Consider the following 19,248-nt stretch of genomic DNA (forward strand, 5'->3'; position numbering starts at 1 on the left):
GGGAGGGAACGCCACACAGGACAAACGAAGGGACCGTCGCACTGCGATGGCGACCTTCGACGATTGAAAAATGAAATCGCACCGGCCACCTCTTTAAGAGGTGCGCCACCAAAGACGGGATGGGCTGATAACGGTGTTCATGGACCCTAAACACCATCCGCCGGTGATGATGTCAAGGGAGGGACCGCGGCCGGGGCGCCGGTACCGGGCTCATCTTTGGGTGTCGGAATGCACAAAACTTGCGTAGGATTTGAGCAAGCAGCGGCGCTTTCTGGCGCGCAAAGATTGCGAACGAGGGAGGCAGGCGATGGCATTGCTGGGTCTGGGATATGCCGGTTTTGGATCTGATAACCTCGAGGACTGGCGGCAGTTCGGGACCGGATTGGTGGGGCTGCAGGCGGTGGAGCGCGGCAATTCGCTGCTGGCGTTCCGGATGGATGACCGCAAGCAGCGCATCGTGATCGACCGCGCGATGGGCGAAGGCACGCGTTTCTTCGGCTGGGAGGTCGCCGACAGCGCGGCGCTGGATGCACTGGCGGCGCGGCTGGAGAAAGCCGGCGTGCCTGTCACTGCCGAACCGCAGACGCTGGCCGATGCCAGGCGCGTCCGCAGCCTGATTTCGTTTCACGATCCGGCCGGCAACCGGCTGGAAGCGTTTTACGGCGCCGAGATCGACGACACACCATTCGTGGCGGGACGTTCGATCTCGGGTTTTCGCACCGGCCCGCTCGGCCTTGGCCACGCCGTCCTGACGGTCGAGAACATCGCCCCGGTGATGGCGTTCTATGTCGACGTGCTCGGCTTCGGGCTTTCCGACTACATCGAAAAGCCGTTCCGCGCTTATTTCTTCCATGTCAACGCGCGGCATCACAGCCTCGCGCTGATCGAGACCGGCAAGAACGGCATGCACCATCTGATGGTGGAGCTGTTCTCGCTCGATGATGTCGGCCAGTGCTACGACATCGCGCTGACGCAGCAGGATCGCGTCAGCGTGACGCTCGGCCGGCACACCAACGATTTCATGACCTCGTTTTACGCCAAGACGCCGTCGTCCTTCATGATCGAATGCGGCTGGGGCGGCCGCGAGATCGATCCCGCGACGTGGCAGCCGGTCGAGATGCATGACGGCCCGAGCCTGTGGGGCCATGAGCGCGTCTGGCTGCCGCCCGAAGACCGCGAGGTCGCCCGCGAGATGCGCATGCGCGCCGCGGCTTCCGGCCTGCGCGCGCCGGTGCAGGTGATGGAGGGAAATCACAAGCTGATGTCCGGAACGTGTGCCTGGTGGGACGGGGTACGCGGGAAGAGTTAGACGGTCAGGAGTGTCGCACAACACCTAACGTCGTCCCTGCGAACGCAGGGACCCATAACCACAGGAAGTTGTTATTGTGCGAAGTCGTCGAACAGCATTTGCCAAAACGACAGGCCGCGGCGTATGGGTCCCTGCGTTCGCAGGGACGACAGATGCGCTACGACCTCGCGCGCCTACTCCCGGTAACACCCCTGCTCGATCTCCTCGATCAGCCCACGCGCGTTCGGTTTCCAGCCAAGCTGGCGCGCGCGCTTTGCTCGCACCCGGCTGTTGGATGCCATCGTATCCTCCGTCGTGCCCTCGCCCCATTCGGCGGCGGCTTCTGCCATCGACATCGCCGTGGGCGGGCCTGCAAAACCCAGCATGCGGTTGATCGCCTCGCAGGCTTCGCGCATCGAATTCTCGCCGTTCTCGGCAAAGTAAAAGGCGCCCGCCGGGGCTTTCTCTATGGCAAGCGCGTAGAGGGTCACGAGATCATCGATATGCACATTCGACCAGATGTTCTCGCCGGGTCCGGCATGCGCCGCATTGCCGCGCTTTTTTGCCAGCCTGATCAGCAGTGGCACCTGCACGCTGTCAGGTCCGGCGCCAAGGCCGAGGCCGTAGATCAGGCTCGGGCAGATGATGACCGGACGACAGCCTTTGTCGCGATGGGAGAGAATGAATTCGTTCAGCGCGACCCGCGCCGCGCGCGCTGGCGATGGCGTGACGGAAGTGTCTTCGTCGAAAATCGCATCTGACCGCTCGCCCTTGGCGCGGGTACCGACAATGCTCGATCCCGATGTGTGTATGAACGGCTTGCCGCTGCCGGCGAGCACGCCGAGCAGACTCTCGACGGCCCCCCTGTGATCGGCGCTCGCCGCATTGACGACGACGTCGGCGGCCTGCGCCGCCTGCGCCAGAATTTCTCCGTCGTCGAGCGTTCCCAACAAGGGCTGAACGCCCCGCGCGCGAACCGCCTCGGCCTTCTCCGGCGAACGAACCAGGCCCGTTACCTGATGTCCGGCGGCAATGAGATGCGCCGCAACCGATCCGCCGATATAGCCCGACGCGCCCGTGCAAAAGATTTTCATTCCAGAACCTCAAGCGAGCCGTTGCCGAACTCGGCGATAGCCAGCGCTTCCGACGACAGGCAGCTCACCCGAGATGCCTTTTGAAAAACTCCGTCGCCCTGCCCCAGGCCAGTTCGGCGGCCTGACGGTCATGCACGGATTGCCGCTGCTCGTTGACGAAGGCGTGCTCGGCGTCATAGCGGAACAGCTCCAGCGACTTGCCGGCGGCCTTCATGCCCTGTTCAAAGGCATCGACTACCTCCGGCGTGCACCAGTCGTCCTTGTTGGCAAAATGGGCCTGCAGCGGAATCTTCACATCCGCAGGCTTTGCCGCCTGCTCCGGCGGAATGCCATAGAACACCACGCCGGCCGCGAGCTCCGGAATTTTGGTGGCGCCGATGATGGTCACCGCGCCGCCGAGGCAGAAGCCGGTCAACCCGACCTTGGCGCCGTTGCGCGACAGATATTGCACGGCGCCGCGCACGGTCTGCGTGGTGGCGTCCATGAAATCCAGCGAGTTCATCTCTTTGCCGGCCGCATCCGTGTCATGATACGGCACCACCGTGCCCTTGTAGAGATCTGGCGCCAGCGCATCGAAGCCCGCCCCGGCGAAGCGGTCGCACAGGCCCTTGATCTGGTCCTGCAGGCCCCACCATTCCTGGATCACGACCACCCCCGGCGCATTGCCGCGCGATGCGTTGGCAAGATAGCCGGCGGCATCCTTGCCGTCCGGACGCTTGAAAGTAATGCTGGTACCCATGGGTTCCTCCGCGCTGATTGCTGGATGATTGACCGGCATTTTGTCCGCAGTGCGTTCCGGACGCAATCGCTCGATCTACCCGCCCACGTCAGTTCAGGACAACAAAGTCGGGTCAGGGCAACAAAAAAGCCCCCGCAGGGGCTTTTCCGAAGTTCGCAAGACGCGGGATCAGTGGGCGTTGGCCCAGACCTTCTTCTTGGTGAAGTACAGAAGCACGGTGAGCAGGATCAGGAACACGAACACCTGCAGGCCGAGCGCCTTGCGCGCCTCCATGTGCGGCTCCGCAGCCCACATCAGGAACGTGGTGACGTCCTTGGCGTATTGCGCGACCGTCGCCGGCGAGCCGTCGTCGTAAGTGACCTGGCCGTCGTTCAACGGCTTCGGCATCTTGATGGCGTGGCCGGGGAAATATCTGTTGTAGTAGGAGCCTTCCGGCAGCGTGACGCCGGCCGGGGCCTTGTCCTCATAGCCTTGCATCAGCGCGGCCACATAGTCCGGGCCCTGCTCCTGATACTGGGTGAAGAAGTCTATCAGGAACATCGGGAAGCCGCGGCCGTAGCTGCGCGCCTTGGTGATCAGCGACAGGTCCGGGGGATATGCGCCGCCATTTGCCGCGCGGGCTGCCTGCTCGTTCGGGAACGGCGACGGGAAATAGTCCGCCGGCCGGCCCGGCCGCTCGAACATATCGCCCTGGTCGTTCGGGCCGTCCTTGACCTTGTATTCGGAAGCGAACGCCTGGGCCTGCGCCACCGAGTAGCCGGGACCGCCGGCTTCGGCGAGGTTGCGGAACGCGACAAACGAGAGGCCATGGCAGGACGCGCAGACTTCCTTGTAGACCTTCAGGCCGCGCTGCAATGCGCCGCGATCGAACTTGCCGAAGGGGCCGGCGAACGACCACTTCTCCGCCGGCGGTTTGGTGCCACCTTCGGCAGCGCGGGCGCTCTCGGCGCCGCCCAACAGCAAGCCGCCGGCGACCAGAAGGGCAATCACGCTCGACACCATCGGCGCAGCCTTGCGGCCGGTCTTCGCCAGCACGTCATCGGCGATCGAATTCGGCACCGGACGCGGCTTCTCGATCCGGCTCAAGAGCGGCAGCAGGATGAGGAAGTAGGCAAAGTAGAGGAAGGTCAGAATGCGGCCGACGATGACATAGATGCCTTCCGGCGGCTGGGCGCCGAGATAGCCAAGCCCGATGCAGACGACGACGAACATCCAGAAGAACTGCTTCGCCAGCGGACGATATTTCGACGAGCGCGTTTTGGCGCTGTCGAGCCAGGGCAGGAACGCCAGGATGATGATCGCTCCGAACATCGCGACGACGCCGGCGAGCTTGTTCGGGATCGAGCGCAGGATGGCGTAGAACGGCAGGTAGTACCATTCCGGCACGATGTGCGCGGGCGTCACGGCCGGATTGGCGGGAATGTAATTCTCGGCGTCGCCGAGATAGTTCGGCATGTAGAAGATGAACCAGGCGAAGAACAGCAGGAAGCAGGAGACGCCGAACATGTCCTTCATGGTCGCGTAGGGCGTGAACGCCACCGTGTCCTTTTCGGTCTTCGGCTCGACGCCGGCCGGATTGTTCTGGCCCGCCACGTGCAGCGCCCAGATGTGCAGGACGACGACGCCCGCGATCACGAACGGCAGCAGATAGTGCAGCGAGAAGAAGCGATTGAGCGTCGGATTGCCGACGGAGTAGCCGCCCCACAGCAGCGTCACGATGCTCTCGCCGAAATAGGGCACGGCCGAGAACAGGTTGGTGATGACGGTGGCGCCCCAGAAGCTCATCTGGCCCCACGGCAGCACATAGCCCATGAAGCCGGTCGCCATCATCAGGAGATAGATGATGACGCCGAGGATCCAGAGCACTTCACGCGGCTCCTTGTACGACCCGTAATAGAGGCCGCGGAACATGTGGATGTAGACCGCAAAGAAAAACATCGACGCGCCGGAGGCGTGGATGTTGCGCAGCAGCCAGCCGTAATTGACGTCGCGGACGATGAGTTCGACGGACTTGAACGCCATATCGGCATGCGGCGTGTAGTGCATCGCCAGGATCACGCCGGTCAGGATCTGCACGCCCAGCATGAACGAAAGGATAGCGCCGAAGGTCCACCAGTAGTTCAGGTTTCGCGGCGTCGGATACGCCACGAACGACGAATGCATGAGTCCCATGATCGGGAGGCGCCGTTCGATCCACTTCAAGGCGGGATTGGTCGGCTGGAAATCGGATGGTCCGCTCATTGATGCGATCCTGAGGAAGTAAAACGACGCGACGGATGTAAGGGTCTCGGACTGGCGCCCGAGCCCTTAGCCGATCTGGATTTTGGTGTCGGAAACGAACGTATAGGGCGGCACCGGCAGATTGGTCGGCGCGGGCCCCTGACGAATACGGCCCGAGGTGTCGTACACGGAGCCGTGGCACGGGCAGAAGAAGCCGTCGTAAGCGCCTTCATGGGCAATCGGGATGCAGCCCAGATGGGTGCAGATGCCGACCACGACCAGCCACTGGTCATGCCCCGGCTTGACTCTAGCCTCGTCGCTCTGCGGGTCGGGCAGGCTCGCCACCGGCACCTTGCGGGCCTCGTCGATCTGCTTCTTGGTCCGGTGGCTGATGTAGATCGGCTTGCCGCGCCAGAACACCTTGATGTCCTGTCCCTCGGCGATCGGGGTCAGGTCGACCTCAATCGGCGCGCCGGCCGCGACCGTCGAGGCATCCGGGTTCATCTGGGAAACCAGCGGCCACACCGTGGCAGCCGCGCCTACGGCGGCGACGGCTCCCGTTGCAACATAAAGAAAATCACGGCGTGTCGGATGGTCCGCCGAAGACGCTGTCGTCACGATTCCAAGCCCTTTCTTATCTGCAGCCAGCGGAACCGCCCCGGACCCGCCAAAAGCGCGACCTGAAGAGGCTGCCGGCGCCCGCGGCCCCCGCGGCGGCAGAAAAACCGCTTTTTCCTCCCCCAATCCGGCGGAACAAGCAGTCCAGAATCGTTCTATTGGCACCCTTGCCGTGAGAGCGCAAGCCCGCTATCGGCTCGCAAGCGTGCGATGCACTAAATCCGCGCCCGACCGTGATTTATTCAATACATTTACCCGCTCTGCCGAAGCCTCGACACCATGCACATCGCCCTCTTCCAGCCCGATATTCCCCAGAACACGGGAACGATTCTGCGCCTGTGCGCGTGCCTGGGCGTGGCCGCCCATATCATCGAGCCGGCCGGATTTCCGACCTCCGACCGGCATTTCCGCCGGGCTGGAATGGACTACCTCGATCATGTCGCCCTTACCCGCCATGACTCATGGCAAAAATTCCAGCAATGGCGTAACGAAGCCGGGTCCCGGCTGGTGCTGTTTACGACCAAGGGGGCCGGTTCTTATCTGGATTTCAGCTACCGGCGGGACGATGTTCTGCTGTTCGGACGGGAATCCGCAGGGGTAACCGCCGAAGTCGCCTCCGCTGCCGATGCGCGGCTGGCGATCCCGATCAGGCCGGGCTTGCGTTCGCTCAATGTGGCCATGGCGGCAGCTATGGCATTGGGCGAGGCGCTGCGGCAGACGGATCACCCGATGGCGGGCGAGATCGGCTCCAGGGAGAAGGTGTGAGCTACGCGGTCAAAGAGATATTCCTGACCTTGCAGGGCGAAGGCGCACATGCCGGCCGTGCGGCGGTGTTTTGCCGTTTTTCCGGCTGCAACCTCTGGAGCGGCCGCGAACAGGACCGCGCCGGCGCTACCTGCAAGTTCTGCGATACCGACTTTGTCGGCACTGACGGCACGCTGGGCGGCCGCTACGCCACCGCGGACGAACTCGCCGACGTCATCGCCGGGCAATGGACCGGCGAGAACACCAACCGCTATGTGGTCCTGACCGGCGGCGAGCCCCTGCTGCAGGTCGATACCCCCTTCATCGATGCGCTGCATGCGCGCGGCTTCGCCATCGGCATCGAGACCAACGGGACGATCGAACCGCCCGATGGGATGGACTGGGTCTGCGTCAGCCCGAAAGCCGGCGCCGGGCTTGTGGTGCGTCGCGGCCACGAATTGAAGCTGGTCTATCCGCAAGCCGGAGCGCCGCCGGAAGACTTTGCAGGACTCGATTTCGAACGTTTTTCGCTGCAGCCGATGGACGGACCCGACGTGATCGAAAACACCGCGCGCACGGTCGACTACTGCCTGCGCCATCCGCAATGGCGGCTCAGCCTGCAGACACACAAGACACTCGGCATCAGATAGGAACCAGATTTTCAAGATGTGGGAACTGACGAAATCATTTCGCTTCGAGGCCGCGCATTCGCTGAAGGGAACGACCTTCGGCACGGCCAGCGAGGAAATTCACGGCCACTCGTTTCGCGCCGAAGTGAGCGTGCGCGGCACGCCCGACCCGGAAACCGGCATGGTGCTGGATCTCGGCCTGCTCGAACGCAGCATGGAAGAGGTCCGCAAGACCCTCGACCACAAGCTCCTGAACAAGGTCGAGGCGCTGGGAACGCCGACATTGGAAAACCTGTCGCGGTTCATCTGGGAGCGGGTCCAGCATGCCGGCAAGATCACCCGCGTCAGCGTTCATCGCGACAGTTGCAACGAGAGCTGCACTTACTTCGGACCGCAGAGCTAGAGATACTTGCTTCGCTCCGCTCGCAATGACGGGGGAAGGTTAAGGAATTCCGCATGGACATGTCGCTGATCGAGGATCGCAAGACGCGCGCGAGAGCCTGGTTCGAAGCGCTGCGCAACGACATCTGCGCGGCCTTCGAGCGGCTGGAAGACGATGCGCCGGCTTCGCTCTATCCCGGCGAGGCCGGCCGCTTCGTGCGTACACCCTGGGATCGCACCGACCACACCGGCAGGCCCGGCGGCGGCGGCGTGATGTCGATGATGCGCGGCAGGCTATTCGAGAAGGTCGGCGTGCACTGTTCGACCGTGCACGGCGAGTTCGCGCCCGAGTTCCGTGCACAGATTCCGGGCGCGGCCGATGATCCCCGGTTCTGGGCATCAGGCATTTCGCTGATCGCCCATACGTGGAACCCGCACGTGCCCGCCGTGCATATGAACACCCGCTTCGTCGTTACCACCAAGGCGTGGTTCGGCGGCGGGGCTGACCTGACGCCGGTGCTGGACCGACGCCGCACCCAGCAAGATCCCGACACGCTGGCCTTCCATCAGGCGATGAAGGACACGTGCGAGAGATCAAACGGTGTGGCCGACTACGACAAATACAAGAAGTGGTGCGACGAATATTTCTACCTGCCGCATCGCAAGGAAGCGCGCGGCATCGGCGGCATATTCTACGACTGGCACGATTCCGGCGACTGGGACGCCGACCTCGTCTTCACGCAGGACGTCGGCCGCGCCTTTCTGAAAATCTATCCCGAACTCGTCCGGCGCAATTTCGCCCTGCCCTGGAACGCCGCCGACCGCGAGGAGCAGTTGATCCGGCGCGGACGCTACGTCGAATTCAACCTGCTGTACGACCGCGGCACCATCTTCGGGCTGAAAACCGGCGGCAATGTGGATTCCATTCTCTCGTCGATGCCGCCGGAGGTAAAGTGGCCATGATCGCATGATCAGCTTGTCATGACCGATCGCTAGAATGCGATTCGTGTCATGCATTCCAAGGAGTAGATCATGGATTTGAAACCCGGCGATGTCGTCATTCTGAAGTCCGGCGGCCATCCACTCAGCGTAGTGGAAGTCAACGGCGGCAATGTTGCATGCGTGTGGATGGGAAATGAAGGCGATCTCTTTCGCGAGACGCTGCCATTAGCCGTCCTTGAACTAGCCGAGCCCGATACGTCGGATGACGAAGAGGAAGATGAGGAAGACGACGAAGAGGAAGAGGAAGAGGACGCCAGCAAAGTCGCCTAAGCGAATTTCGACGTCGCCGGGCATCCACAGCCCGGCGACGTCGTTTCCTGGAATTGGACCCCGTGCGGGGGATCTGATATTCGCGGCAAATCGACCGCGGCGTGCCGGGGTCGACAACGCTGAAGCGAAATGGCCGTGAAACGATGACCCACCTGCCCCGCGCCATGCTGATCGACATGGACGACACCATCCTGTCGGCCTATGGCCGTCCCGAGATCGCCTGGCACAACGTCGCCGCGGAATTTGCCGCCGAGTTCGGGCCGTTCACCTCGCATCAGGTTGCCACCGCAGTTCTGGATTCCGCCCGCAAATTCTGGGCTGTTGCCGGGGCCGAATGGCGGTTGAAGCTGGATGAGGCGCGGCGCATCACCGTCAGCAACGGATTTGCCGCCCTTGCCGCCGGCGGCCACGCACTGCCGGAAGACCTGGCGATTCGGCTCGCCAACCGCTTCACCGCTTACCGCGAAGAGGAAATGTTCGTCTTCCCCGGCGCGCATGACGCCATCGACGAACTGAAGGCGCGCGGCGTCAAGCTGGCGCTGGTGACCAACGGCGCCGCCGGCACCCAGCGCGCCAAGGTCGAACGCTTTGCGCTGTCGCACCGTTTCGATCACATCCAGATCGAGGGCGAGCACGGCTTCGGCAAGCCGGACGAGCGCGCCTATCTGCACGCCATGCACACGCTCGGCGTCACCGCATCCGAGACCTGGATGATCGGCGACAATCTGGAATGGGAAGTCGTAGCGCCGCAGCGGCTCGGCATCTACGCCATCTGGATCGACGTGCACGGCGACGGCCTGCCTCCGGACTCCACCGTGAAGCCCGACCGCATCATCCGCTCGCTTAGCGAATTGCTGACTGACGACGCAGCATGAAGCTTTTGCCGCTCCACCGCCGTCTAGCCGTGATCGCCTGAGCTACGGCTCGGCAGGCCGCCCCACCGTGATCATCGGAAACACAGCCGCAAGCTCGACCCCGGTTCTCGCTCCCAACCAAAAATATCGAAAACAACCCCATGCAAAGTAGCATGGTAGTCGCCGGCATGTGCGATGCCAGCGACTACATTTGACACGTCGGGCAAATCAGCGGCACTGAGTCAGGGTGCGGACTCATTGAGGCGCGCGGGGAATTCACTTCACCTCCCCAGCTTTTTGCTAGGGTCAAGGCGTTGGCGGACGTCCGCTTTGGTTTCCGGGCTCAAGTCCGACATCGCGTCACGTCCGAAAAGTACCACAGACTCGGACATATCGCGCGTTGGTCCTCAGAGTCCCGTTGGCACCCAATCCGCTGGCAACTCATGGTATGGTTTATCAGAGCGGCGTGCGTACTCTTCTTTCACGCGTCGCTCTCGCCAGATTGGTCCTCCGACGGCCCAAGCGGTAGCCACAGTGTGGATTGCTTCATCCGGCGCGTAGTCAACCGCCAATCGGGCTGGAACATGATAGACCGCGTCCCAACCTGCGATTATCTCCAAGTTTTGGATCGATGGATCTTCAACTCGGGCGGTGCGGCTCGGCACCTGACCAATCCAAACAGTCACATCCAGAGTCCCGACTGGCCATTGTACCACGGACCGGACGCTTCCTAATTCGTCACGCAAGGGATATCTCCCAAGCTTTTTCCATGCGCCCGATCGAAGCGCCTCGCCTACGGACGCATAAACTATCCCCATCCTCGACATAATCGGCGAGGCCAATACGTCCGCGCTTGAAGCAATTTTTCGGTCGCGGCGAAAATAGAACGCAACAGATTTATCGACCGTAACCTGACCGTAGTAAATCCAGTCAGCTATGCCCCAGATCGCATACAGCGTCCCCGCCTTGAAGTCCGAGCGAGCTTTTGGGTTTTCCTCGAACATTTGCGGTTGCGCTCCTCCACCCCGCTCGTCGCCTGAGCTATTCTAGACAGACGCAAACTGGCTGACAATCAAGTGGTACGTGCGATCACTTCTAGGCAGCGTGATATCCCTACAACGCGACACCTTCGCCGCAGCGAAGGTCCGATTAGGGTCACACAAGCGGACTCATACACTTGCAACAGCCATTCGATCACCTCGTCGCGCGCCGTATCGCGCGGGTTCGTGGCGCTGTCTGCGGAGCGGATATGATGGATGAAGGCAGACCATCCGTCTCCCACCCTGAACCGCACGCCAAGGCACAGTTTTCTTCCCGGTGTTGGGTGGCGCACCGCTTCGAATCTTTTCTGGGTGCACCAACACCCAACCGAGAAGACTAAACGATCGGCAGGGATGGCGCATACAGCGCGGACGGCGCTTGCACATCGCGACATGCCAACCGCCTCTGATAATGTCCGTTTCCGAGAGAAGACTGGAAGTAGTCCGCCGACCGCCAAGATGAACCGATTGACCCCGAACGTTGCGCGCCCCAAGGCAGGAACTGTGGTATCCTCCGTCAAACGCCATGGAGCGGTTCAACGAGCGGCGGACCCTCAAATGGCACTTGCTACTCGTGCTGAGCGTCCCCGTGTCCTGCGATTGCACACGGATCTGAAGATAGCTCTGCCGGGTCTCGAGGAGGACCAAGGTCGTGAAGCGGGATTTCGACCTCATCGTCTATGGCGCGACGGGTTACACCGGCCGGCTCATCGCCGAATATCTGGCGACGTCCTATCGCGGCGACGATGCTCCGTCCTGGGCGATCGCGGGACGCTCGACCGACAAGCTCCAGAAGGTACGTGCCGACATCGGCGCACCAGACGATTTGCCTTTGGTTAATGCGGATGCCGCCGAGCCGGCGAGTCTACGTTCGATGTGCGAGCGTGCGGCCGTGATCATCACGACGGTCGGGCCTTATCAGCTCCACGGTCCCGAGCTGGTGGCGGCCTGCGCGGCCACGGGCACTGGCTATGTCGATCTGTGCGGCGAGCCGGCTTGGATGCGGCGCATGATCGACGCCCATCACGAAGAGGCGAAACGGACCGGCGCGCGCATCGTCTTCTCCTGCGGCTTCGATTCCATCCCGTTCGATCTCGGCGTGCTCACGTTGCAGGAGAAGGCGCGCGAGAAATTCGGACGCCCGGCGCGGCGGGTCAAAGCCCGCCTGCGCAAGGTGAAAGGCGGCATGTCTGGCGGCACCGCGGCGAGCGCTCAGGCGACGTTGGCCGCCGCCGCGCGCGACCCAGCCCTGATCCGGCTGCTGACTGATCCCTTCGCGTTGACGCCGGGGTTCACCGGGCCGTCTCAGCCGTCGGGCCTCATCCCCGAATACGACCCGAGCCTGAACGTGTGGCTCGTGCCGTTCCCAATGGCGCCGATCAACACCAAGAACGTGCACCGCACGAATTTCCTGTTGGGTCATCCCTTCGGCACGGACTTCGTTTACGACGAGATGATGGTCGCGCCGGGATTTGGGGAAATCGCTCGCGTGACGACGGAGACGTTCGCCACGGTGGTTTCCTTGTTCGGAACCGGCGGTCTCAAACCCGGCGCAGGCCCGACCCGGGAAGTGCGCGAGAAGGGCTTCTACGACATCCTCTTCCTGGGCGAGCTGCCGGATGGCGGGCGCGTCGAAGCGGTAGTCACGGGCGACCGTGATCCGGGCTACGGCTCGGCCAGCAAGATGATCGCAGAGAGCGCTCTCTGCCTCTTACGCGACGTGCAGGGTGAGGGTGGCACCTGGACGCCGGGCGCGCTGATGGGTCCGGCATTGCGCAAGCGTCTGAAGGAGCGCGCCGGCCTCACTTTCAGTGCGCGTTGAGGTAACGCTCAGAACCGCAGCGGCGTGCTGGATTACGCGGCTATCTCGGAAATCACAGACAAAAAAGGGCAGGGAGGATGCCATGAGCGGTGCAAGGCTAAAACATTACGGCTGGGGCCGCGAAGACGAAGGCATGACTGCTGAGGAGCAGGCTTTCGTGCTCGGCCGTTACCACGCGAAATTCGCGTGCGATACGTTTGAGACAAAAGCCGTGCCGCGTCTTGAGGACCTGGCACTGCGGGCGCCGCGCGTTGCGCTGACGACCTCACTTGCCGCTTTCTGTACGAGCGAACGCTACGACCGGGTCGCGCACACCTACGGCAAATCCTATCCAGACTACGTGCGAGCCATGCTCGGCGACTACGATAGCGCGCCCGACGTGGTCGCATATCCACGCAACGAAGCAGAGATTTCCGCTGTGATGGACTGGGCCGGCGGTGTAAGCGCCTCGCTGACGCCGTTCGGGGGCGGGTCGAGCGTCTGCGGCGGCGTCGAACCGCGAGTCGATGGGCTTCGCTATAAGGCGGCAGTCACACTTGACCTACGCAATCTCGGTAAGGTTGTCGAGGTAGATCAGATATCGCGCGCCGCACTGATCGAAGGCGGTGCCTATGGTCCATCGTTGGAGAACCAGCTTAAGCCGCACGGCGTAACGTTGCGGCATTTTCCGCAGAGTTTCGAATATTCAACCCTTGGCGGATGGATCGCGACACGTTCGGGCGGTCATTTCGCCAGTCTCTACACGCATATAGACGATTTCGTCGAAAGCCTGCGCGTCGTGACGCCGCGCGGCATACTGGAAACGCGTCGATTGCCGGGATCGGGTGCTGGACCGAGCCCCGACCGCATGTTCATAGGCTCGGAAGGCACGCTCGGCGTGATTTCGCGCGCCTGGATGCGATTGCAGCCACGTCCAAAATTCCGTGCCGGCGCATCGGTTTGTTTCCATTCGTTCTTCGGTGCGGCACGCGCATTGCGCGCCATCGCACAGGCCGGCCTCTATCCATCGAACTGCCGCATCCTTGACGCGCAAGAGGCGTTCAACACCGGTGCGGCCGACGGCAGTGTTGCGATCATGGTGCTCGGCTTTGAATCCGGCGACCATTCGCCGGATGCCTGGATGGCACGTGCGCTCGAATGCTGCGCCGACCATGGCGGGACGCCGGAGGCCGCAAAAGCTGGCGATGCGCATCTCGAAGGCGCAGCAGGAATCTGGCGGAACGCATTTATTCGCATGCCATATGCGCGCGAGTTTTTGACACCGGCCGGTCTCATCAACGACACGTTTGAGACCGCTATCACCTGGGATCGGTTCGAAAGTTTCCACGACAAAGTGAAGGCGGCGACGGAGCGTGCGATCCTCGAAGCGACTGGCATGAAAGGCGAGGTCACATGCCGCTTCACCCATGTCTATCCGGACGGGCCCGCGCCCTATTTTTCTTTCCATGCACTAGGCCGCCACGGAGCGCTTCTGGAGCAGTGGCAGGCGATCAAAAGTGTGGCCAGCGACGCGCTGATTGAGGCGGGTGGCACGATCACGCATCATCACGCTGTTGGCCGTGATCATCGGCCTTGGTACGATCGCCAGCGCCCGGGTCTTTTCGCGGCCGCGCTTCGGGCAGCAAAAAGAGAACTCGATCCACAAGGCATGCTCAACCCGGGAGTGCTCATCGATCCGTAACGCGGATCGACGCGCCGACGGACTAAGCGAATAATTGTGCTATTTGCTGCGGTGCACGAGTCCGCTGTTGGGGCACGAACCGGACTTCGCGGTCAAAGAAGTAAGGCGAAAAATCATGCCTATCTTCGCCGTTAGTTCTCTTGATGCCCCTCCGGTAGCTGCGTCGTAGCAAGTTTGATCTCGTCACGCGTTTGAAGTTGCGTTCCGCAAAATGGACAGAAAAGTACCGCTTGATCGAACCAGCCAATCCCTTGGTCGGTCTTAACGCCCCCAACCGTCAGAAACAGGACACCAGTGCCTTCTTGGACGAACAGAAACCGCTGCTCCGGCAAGGTGAGTGCATCCCTCATGTCCTTGCAGCATGTTCCGAACCGCTTTTGCTGAGCCACCACTAGTCCTCTGTTCATCTGGGATGAAGCAAATATCAGAGGAATATCCATAGTCAAACAGCGGTAGCACTAGGCGGCGCGCAACAAGTCGGGTTCTGGCACCAATCAGGCTGAATTATTCTTCTCCCGCTTACGTCGCGCCGAAATCGGCATTCACCATCACATTGCTGGCGCTTATCTGCTTCGCTATGCGCAGGAATCGTCATGGAGGGAGGATAACCGCCTCGAATGGCGATCAGGTAAGCCGCGTAACCTCGCTGGCGATGAAGCGCGGCAAGAGCGTCGACTTTACCGGAATATTGGCGGAGGCATATTGCGGACTGAGGCCGCATACTCGTCCCTTCTGGAGGGACCGATGGCCGATAAAAAAGATCAGATCGTCGCCTATAATTTGTTTGGTTGGCCGCTCTACCTACGGAGCAGCCGGGGTCAGATCGTCTTTGCTGTAATATTTGCAGCGAACGAAGAGAATAGGAAAGCAGGAAAGCTGACGAAGCTTCGACTGGCATTGACACAGAAGAAAGCACTCAAAGTTTCGCGGGATTTAGCAGAAGCAGCGCTGGCAAATCAGACTCCAAAGGGCAAAGAGGCTGCCTCAGTTGGCAGCCTCTTTCAATCTCCATCGCATTCCTCTTAGATTTCTCGCTAAATTCTTTAAAGCAAACTTCGCAGCGCCGCCGCTATCATCATCGTGCCGCCGGCCATCACGGCGGCGTCGAGGATCGCGGTGTGGATGTGCACCGGCATGCGCTCGACGAAGGCCTTTGCGAGGAACGCGCCGGGAATCGCGATGGCGCCGATCAGGAGGGCAAAGGCCAGCACCTGCGCGGTAACGACGCCGGCAATACCGAACACCGAAATCTTGATGAGGCTGGTCACCACCGAAATCATGGCGTCGGTGGCAATCACCGCCGCTCCCTCGAGCCCAGATGCCATCAACAGCGACAACAGGATCACGCCGGAGCCTGATGTGCCGCCGACCACCACGCCATAGCCCACCGCGCTGACGCCGAGGCCGGCATCGCCTATCCTGATATCGCGGTGCTTGGCCAACCGGCGCAGCGGCACGCTCAGGATCAGCATGCTGCCGATCACCAGCGCCGCGCCGGTGCCGGTGAGCCGCGTATAGCCGTAGGCGCCGAGCGCGGTGGTCAATGCGGCCGCCGCGATCACGATCAGGGCGCGGCGCCGGTCGGCGTAACGGAAATAGGCCACGAAGCGGCTGATATTGGTGATGATCGCTGATATCGCGATGATCGGCACCACAGGCTCGGCCCCGATCAGCGGCACCAGCACCAGCGGCATCAAGGCGCCGGTGCCATAGCCGGCAAGACCGCCAACGATGGAGGCCAGCAGCGCCATGCCGCCAACCAGCACGAGTTGGCCGACCGAGATGTCGGCGAAGCCGGCCAGAATATTCACAGCCGGTGATCGCGGGTGAACCGGGCGGCGGTCTGGTCGGCGATCGCGGCAAGCGCGGATGCATCCAGCGGAAAATCCGCGGCCAACCAGGCGTCTTCCGCAAGCGTAAGCACGTGACCGAGCGCGGGCCCCTCGGCAATGCCGCGGGAGATGAAATCGGCCGCCCTCAGCGGAAATTTCGGCGCGCTCCAGCGCTGCGGCAAAGTTGCCAGGTCGTGCCAGCGCACGGCGCCATTACCGACGCCGCCTGCCCGCGCCCACGCCAGCATCAGCCGGTCGCGGTAGGGATCCTCGCCGAGCCGGTAGAGAAGCTGCCGCGCCCGTGCCTCGTCCTTGCTGGCGAGCCGCCACCAGCGATGGCCCATCGAGTCCAGTGCCTTGGCTTCCGCGTTGGACAGCCGAAGCCGCGCCGAGACGCGCCTGGCGTCCTCGGTGACGGCGACCGTGAGCGCGGCGAGCCGGCGCACGGCGTTCGGCGGCAGCCCCAGCGCGTGTTCGGCCGCTATCATAGCCGCGAACGTTCCGGTGTAGGCGACACCGCCGAAGATCGGCAGCAGCAGCCCGGCATCCGCCATCGCCTGAACCGCAACCGCGGCCCCTTCCGCAATCAACAGCTTCAACATCTCCATCCGCACGCGTTCGGCGGAAAGGCCTGAGAGCCCCGCGCGCCCGTCAATGCAGGCGAGATATCCGGCGCGGTCGGGCTCACCCGCCCCGTAGGCGGCATGCATGCGGAAGAAGCGCAGGATGCGCAAATAATCCTCAGCGATGCGCTGGCTGGCATCGCCGATGAAGCGCACGCGTTTGGCTTCGATGTCGGCCAGCCCGCCGACATGATCATGCACGATGCCGTCGGCATCGACGGATAGCCCGTTGATGGTGAAGTCGCGCCGTTCCGCATCGCGAACCCAGTCGCGCCCGAACGCAACCTTGGCCTTGCGGCCAAAGGTCTCCGTATCCTCGCGCAAGGTCGTGACCTCGAACGGATGCGATTCGACGACCAGCGTGACCGTGCCGTGGTCGATGCCGGTCGGCACGCATTTGATGCCGGCTGCCTTGGCGCGGCGGACGACCTCGTCGGGCAGCGCCGTGGTCGCGATGTCGATATCACCAAGGGGAATTTTCAGAAGCGCGTTGCGCACGGCGCCGCCGATCACGCGGGCTTCCTCGCCATCGCCATTGAGCAACGCGAGCACGCGCGCGGCCGGCCCGGATCTGAGCCAGGGCGCGTCCGACAGCACGCGTGCCTCGCTCATTTCTCGACTCCGTCAACCAGCTTGCCGTCTTCAAGATGCGCGGGAACGTAGGTCGAATCCGGCGGCGCGCCGGAGAATTGCGCGAGCAGGACGAAGCTGATCACGACCAGCAGCAGCGATCCCAGCACCAGCTTGGCGACCAGATGCGCCGGCCATGACGAGGACGCGAACACGCCGGCGCGGGTGGCGATCAGAAACAGCGCATAGGCCACGAACGGGATCAGAAAAATCGCGATCTCGGTCAGGATCGGACGGATCATGCGAGATAGATCCGCTCATACAACACGCGCAGGATGCCGGCAGTCGCGCCCCAGATGTAACGCTCGGCGAACGGCATGGCGTAATAGGAGCGCTCCATGCCGCGGAATTCCTTGGAATGGATCTGATGGTTCTCGGGATTCATCAGGAACGCCAGCGGCACCTCGAAGGCGTCGTCCACCTCGCCTTCGTTGATCTTCAGCTTGAAGCCGGGCTTCACCCGCGCCACCGTCGGCAGGATGCGAAATCCGAATGCGGTTCCGTAGAGATCGAGATAGCCGATCGGCTCGATGAAGTCGCGCTTGAGGCCGACCTCCTCCTCCGCCTCGCGCAAGGCGGCGTCGAGCGGAGAAGCATCGGTTGCGTCGATCTTGCCGCCCGGAAATGAAATCTGGCCGGCGTGGCTGGAAAGATGCGGCGAGCGCTGCGTCAGCAACACGGTCGGCTCGCGGTGATCGACCACCGGGATCAGCACCGCCGCAGGCCGCACCGGCTGCTCGCGTGCCACGATCTCGAGCATGCGGTCGTTGCCCGCGTCACCAGTTTTCGGAATGATATCGGGATCGACCAGGCCGGGGGGCACGTCGAAGTTCAGCCTGGCCTGGCTCCGCGCGAAGAACTCCGCTGAGTTGATCGGAGCCGCCTCCATCTTTTTCAGCATCGGCTCGTTCAAACCGCGTCCCTCACCTGCTTCGCGTCCGCCATCGTAAAGAACTCGCCGCCAGACTCGATGCCGAACATCGGCTGACCATCGACCACCCGCTCTTCCCCCATGTCAACCAGATCGTAATAGAGCGCGCGGGTCACTTTCGCCCACAGATCGGCGCGAACGTGAAGGTAGGGCGTCAGCCCGCCGTCGGCGGCCATCTCGAACCGCAGGCGATGGGCGGAATCGCATGGCACCCAGTCGTCAACGTTGGTGCGAAAGCGCAGCAGCCGGCCGCGATCGCCGGCCTCGTTTTGCATCTCCACCGCAAGGAACGGCGCATCGTCCACGCGGATGCCGACCTTCTCGACCGGGGTCACGAGAAAGTGCTTGCCGTCCTCGCGCTTGAGAATGGTCGAAAACAGCCGCACCAGCGCCGGCCGCCCGATCGGCGTGCCCATGTAGAACCACGTACCATCGCTGGCGATTCGCATGTCGAGATCGCCGCAGAACGGCGGATTCCACAGATGTACCGGGGGCAGCCCCTTGCCGGCGGGGGTAGCATTGGCGGCTTCCCTCGCAGCGACAGTTAGTCCTTCGAGGCCATGAGTGCCGGTTTGCCCTTGCTTCGCCATTGTTTGCCCTGAGTCTCGGCGCCTCATCTGGCACGATTGGTGCACGTATACCGAGATATATGTTCCCGACGATTTGCGTCCGTACTATTGCGGATCAAGTCGCCACATCGTGATGCCGTTCATACCCTGAAATACCGATAATGTGGGGATAGTTTAATTCAACGAATACATGGCCTTTGCACAAGTTTAGCATGAGGTTGGTGGCATGACGACGCAACCATCGGCGTCATGAAGCGGTTAGACGGTTGAAGGAGAAAGAC

The 19,248-nt window shown here is 62.4% G+C and carries 20 protein-coding genes and 1 pseudogene; 11 read left to right on the forward strand and 10 right to left on the reverse strand.

What is annotated here, in order from left to right; all coding sequences use genetic code 11:
- Nucleotides 1–307: 307 nt before the first annotated feature.
- The gene (locus V1279_RS25715; RefSeq protein ID WP_334441637.1) at nucleotides 308–1,309 is read left to right on the forward strand and encodes a VOC family protein; all 1,002 of its coding nucleotides are present in this window, start codon (nucleotides 308–310) and stop codon (nucleotides 1,307–1,309) included.
- A 173-nt stretch (nucleotides 1,310–1,482) separates the two neighbouring features.
- Here V1279_RS25715 and V1279_RS25720 read toward each other — a convergent pair whose 3' ends face one another.
- The 4 genes from V1279_RS25720 to petA form a co-directional block, all read right to left on the reverse strand.
- Nucleotides 1,483–2,382 (reverse strand): NAD-dependent epimerase/dehydratase family protein, encoded by a 900-nt coding sequence (locus V1279_RS25720; protein ID WP_334441639.1) that lies wholly within the window; start codon nucleotides 2,380–2,382, stop codon nucleotides 1,483–1,485.
- 64 nt (nucleotides 2,383–2,446) lie between these two features.
- The gene (locus tag V1279_RS25725; RefSeq protein WP_334441641.1) at nucleotides 2,447–3,121 is read right to left on the reverse strand and encodes a dienelactone hydrolase family protein; all 675 of its coding nucleotides are present in this window, start codon (nucleotides 3,119–3,121) and stop codon (nucleotides 2,447–2,449) included.
- Nucleotides 3,122–3,289: 168 nt separating this feature from the next.
- Nucleotides 3,290–5,362 (reverse strand): cytochrome c1, encoded by a 2,073-nt coding sequence (locus V1279_RS25730; RefSeq protein WP_334441642.1) that lies wholly within the window; start codon nucleotides 5,360–5,362, stop codon nucleotides 3,290–3,292.
- A 66-nt stretch (nucleotides 5,363–5,428) separates the two neighbouring features.
- Complete coding sequence (petA, locus tag V1279_RS25735; protein WP_334441643.1) at nucleotides 5,429–5,959, reverse strand: ubiquinol-cytochrome c reductase iron-sulfur subunit; 531 nt, start codon at nucleotides 5,957–5,959, stop codon at nucleotides 5,429–5,431.
- A gap of 279 nt (nucleotides 5,960–6,238) precedes the next feature.
- Here petA and V1279_RS25740 point away from each other — a divergent pair, with 279 nt between their 5' ends.
- From V1279_RS25740 to V1279_RS25765, 6 genes are all read left to right on the forward strand, one after another.
- Nucleotides 6,239–6,724, forward strand: a complete 486-nt coding sequence (locus V1279_RS25740; RefSeq protein ID WP_334441644.1) for a tRNA (cytidine(34)-2'-O)-methyltransferase — start codon at nucleotides 6,239–6,241, stop codon at nucleotides 6,722–6,724.
- Nucleotides 6,721–7,353, forward strand: coding sequence for a 7-carboxy-7-deazaguanine synthase (queE, locus tag V1279_RS25745; protein ID WP_334441646.1), 633 nt, complete (start codon nucleotides 6,721–6,723; stop codon nucleotides 7,351–7,353). Before V1279_RS25740 ends, queE begins: the two co-directional genes overlap by 4 nt.
- Nucleotides 7,354–7,369: 16 nt before the next feature.
- Nucleotides 7,370–7,735: a 6-carboxytetrahydropterin synthase gene (locus V1279_RS25750; protein WP_334441647.1), complete on the forward strand. Its 366-nt coding sequence runs from the start codon at nucleotides 7,370–7,372 to the stop codon at nucleotides 7,733–7,735.
- Between the two features lie 53 nt (nucleotides 7,736–7,788).
- A complete protein-coding gene (gene hemF, locus V1279_RS25755) occupies nucleotides 7,789–8,676 on the forward strand; it encodes an oxygen-dependent coproporphyrinogen oxidase (RefSeq protein ID WP_334441649.1) in 888 nt (295 codons plus the stop codon).
- 69 nt (nucleotides 8,677–8,745) lie between these two features.
- Nucleotides 8,746–8,985: a YodC family protein gene (locus V1279_RS25760; RefSeq protein ID WP_334441650.1), complete on the forward strand. Its 240-nt coding sequence runs from the start codon at nucleotides 8,746–8,748 to the stop codon at nucleotides 8,983–8,985.
- Between the two features lie 143 nt (nucleotides 8,986–9,128).
- Complete coding sequence (locus tag V1279_RS25765) at nucleotides 9,129–9,860, forward strand: HAD family hydrolase (RefSeq protein WP_334441652.1); 732 nt, start codon at nucleotides 9,129–9,131, stop codon at nucleotides 9,858–9,860.
- A 386-nt stretch (nucleotides 9,861–10,246) separates the two neighbouring features.
- On the opposite strand, the gene V1279_RS25770 is transcribed toward V1279_RS25765, so the two are convergent.
- Nucleotides 10,247–10,843 (reverse strand): hypothetical protein, encoded by a 597-nt coding sequence (locus V1279_RS25770; RefSeq protein WP_334441653.1) that lies wholly within the window; start codon nucleotides 10,841–10,843, stop codon nucleotides 10,247–10,249.
- A gap of 688 nt (nucleotides 10,844–11,531) precedes the next feature.
- On the opposite strand from V1279_RS25770, the gene V1279_RS25775 reads away from it, so the two are divergent.
- The 4 genes and pseudogenes from V1279_RS25775 to V1279_RS25790 all read left to right on the forward strand — a co-directional run bounded on the left by V1279_RS25775 (nucleotide 11,532) and on the right by V1279_RS25790 (nucleotide 15,408).
- Nucleotides 11,532–12,701, forward strand: coding sequence for a saccharopine dehydrogenase family protein (locus V1279_RS25775; RefSeq protein ID WP_334441655.1), 1,170 nt, complete (start codon nucleotides 11,532–11,534; stop codon nucleotides 12,699–12,701).
- Nucleotides 12,702–12,783: 82 nt separating this feature from the next.
- Nucleotides 12,784–14,382 (forward strand): FAD-binding oxidoreductase, encoded by a 1,599-nt coding sequence (locus V1279_RS25780; RefSeq protein WP_334441657.1) that lies wholly within the window; start codon nucleotides 12,784–12,786, stop codon nucleotides 14,380–14,382.
- Nucleotides 14,383–14,871: 489 nt separating this feature from the next.
- Nucleotides 14,872–14,994, forward strand: a pseudogene (locus tag V1279_RS25785) (transposase); the annotation flags it as partial.
- Between the two features lie 132 nt (nucleotides 14,995–15,126).
- Complete coding sequence (locus V1279_RS25790) at nucleotides 15,127–15,408, forward strand: hypothetical protein (protein ID WP_334441658.1); 282 nt, start codon at nucleotides 15,127–15,129, stop codon at nucleotides 15,406–15,408.
- Nucleotides 15,409–15,425: 17 nt separating this feature from the next.
- Here the strand turns inward: V1279_RS25790 and V1279_RS25795 are convergent, their stop codons facing one another.
- From V1279_RS25795 to V1279_RS25815, 5 genes are read right to left on the reverse strand one after another with little or no spacing between them, the layout of a single operon-like run.
- The gene (locus tag V1279_RS25795) at nucleotides 15,426–16,193 is read right to left on the reverse strand and encodes a TSUP family transporter (protein ID WP_334441660.1); all 768 of its coding nucleotides are present in this window, start codon (nucleotides 16,191–16,193) and stop codon (nucleotides 15,426–15,428) included.
- Nucleotides 16,190–17,449 (reverse strand): CCA tRNA nucleotidyltransferase, encoded by a 1,260-nt coding sequence (locus V1279_RS25800; protein ID WP_334441662.1) that lies wholly within the window; start codon nucleotides 17,447–17,449, stop codon nucleotides 16,190–16,192. Before V1279_RS25800 ends, V1279_RS25795 begins: the two co-directional genes overlap by 4 nt.
- A complete protein-coding gene (locus tag V1279_RS25805; protein ID WP_334441664.1) occupies nucleotides 17,446–17,709 on the reverse strand; it encodes a DUF6111 family protein in 264 nt (87 codons plus the stop codon). The genes V1279_RS25800 and V1279_RS25805 overlap by 4 nt, the downstream gene beginning before the upstream one ends.
- The gene (locus V1279_RS25810) at nucleotides 17,706–18,368 is read right to left on the reverse strand and encodes a CoA pyrophosphatase (protein WP_442894815.1); all 663 of its coding nucleotides are present in this window, start codon (nucleotides 18,366–18,368) and stop codon (nucleotides 17,706–17,708) included. The genes V1279_RS25805 and V1279_RS25810 overlap by 4 nt, the downstream gene beginning before the upstream one ends.
- A gap of 8 nt (nucleotides 18,369–18,376) precedes the next feature.
- Nucleotides 18,377–18,988 carry a DUF1285 domain-containing protein gene (locus V1279_RS25815; protein WP_334441667.1) on the reverse strand — a complete coding sequence of 204 codons (612 nt, stop codon included), beginning with the start codon at nucleotides 18,986–18,988 and terminating at the stop codon, nucleotides 18,377–18,379.
- Between the last annotated feature and the right edge of the window lie 260 nt (nucleotides 18,989–19,248).

The sequence above is a fragment of the Bradyrhizobium sp. AZCC 1610 genome, assembly GCF_036924515.1.
Lineage (GTDB): Bacteria > Pseudomonadota > Alphaproteobacteria > Rhizobiales > Xanthobacteraceae > Bradyrhizobium.

Excerpts from the sequence above, each read along its gene's own strand:
- V1279_RS25720 (WP_334441639.1), bottom strand. The coding sequence starts at position 2,382 with ATGAAAATCTTTTGCACGGGCGCGTCGGGCTATATCGGCGGATCGGTT.
- V1279_RS25780 (WP_334441657.1), top strand. The coding sequence starts at position 12,784 with ATGAGCGGTGCAAGGCTAAAACATTACGGCTGGGGCCGCGAAGACGAA.
- V1279_RS25810 (WP_442894815.1), bottom strand. The coding sequence starts at position 18,368 with ATGCTGAAAAAGATGGAGGCGGCTCCGATCAACTCAGCGGAGTTCTTC.
- V1279_RS25765 (WP_334441652.1), top strand. The coding sequence starts at position 9,129 with ATGACCCACCTGCCCCGCGCCATGCTGATCGACATGGACGACACCATC.
- V1279_RS25730 (WP_334441642.1), bottom strand. The coding sequence starts at position 5,362 with ATGAGCGGACCATCCGATTTCCAGCCGACCAATCCCGCCTTGAAGTGG.
- V1279_RS25770 (WP_334441653.1), bottom strand. The coding sequence starts at position 10,843 with ATGTTCGAGGAAAACCCAAAAGCTCGCTCGGACTTCAAGGCGGGGACG.
- V1279_RS25715 (WP_334441637.1), top strand. The coding sequence starts at position 308 with ATGGCATTGCTGGGTCTGGGATATGCCGGTTTTGGATCTGATAACCTC.
- V1279_RS25815 (WP_334441667.1), bottom strand. The coding sequence starts at position 18,988 with ATGGCGAAGCAAGGGCAAACCGGCACTCATGGCCTCGAAGGACTAACT.
- hemF (WP_334441649.1), top strand. The coding sequence starts at position 7,789 with ATGGACATGTCGCTGATCGAGGATCGCAAGACGCGCGCGAGAGCCTGG.
- V1279_RS25725 (WP_334441641.1), bottom strand. The coding sequence starts at position 3,121 with ATGGGTACCAGCATTACTTTCAAGCGTCCGGACGGCAAGGATGCCGCC.
- V1279_RS25800 (WP_334441662.1), bottom strand. The coding sequence starts at position 17,449 with ATGAGCGAGGCACGCGTGCTGTCGGACGCGCCCTGGCTCAGATCCGGG.
- V1279_RS25750 (WP_334441647.1), top strand. The coding sequence starts at position 7,370 with ATGTGGGAACTGACGAAATCATTTCGCTTCGAGGCCGCGCATTCGCTG.
- V1279_RS25790 (WP_334441658.1), top strand. The coding sequence starts at position 15,127 with ATGGCCGATAAAAAAGATCAGATCGTCGCCTATAATTTGTTTGGTTGG.
- V1279_RS25760 (WP_334441650.1), top strand. The coding sequence starts at position 8,746 with ATGGATTTGAAACCCGGCGATGTCGTCATTCTGAAGTCCGGCGGCCAT.
- V1279_RS25740 (WP_334441644.1), top strand. The coding sequence starts at position 6,239 with ATGCACATCGCCCTCTTCCAGCCCGATATTCCCCAGAACACGGGAACG.
- V1279_RS25805 (WP_334441664.1), bottom strand. The coding sequence starts at position 17,709 with ATGATCCGTCCGATCCTGACCGAGATCGCGATTTTTCTGATCCCGTTC.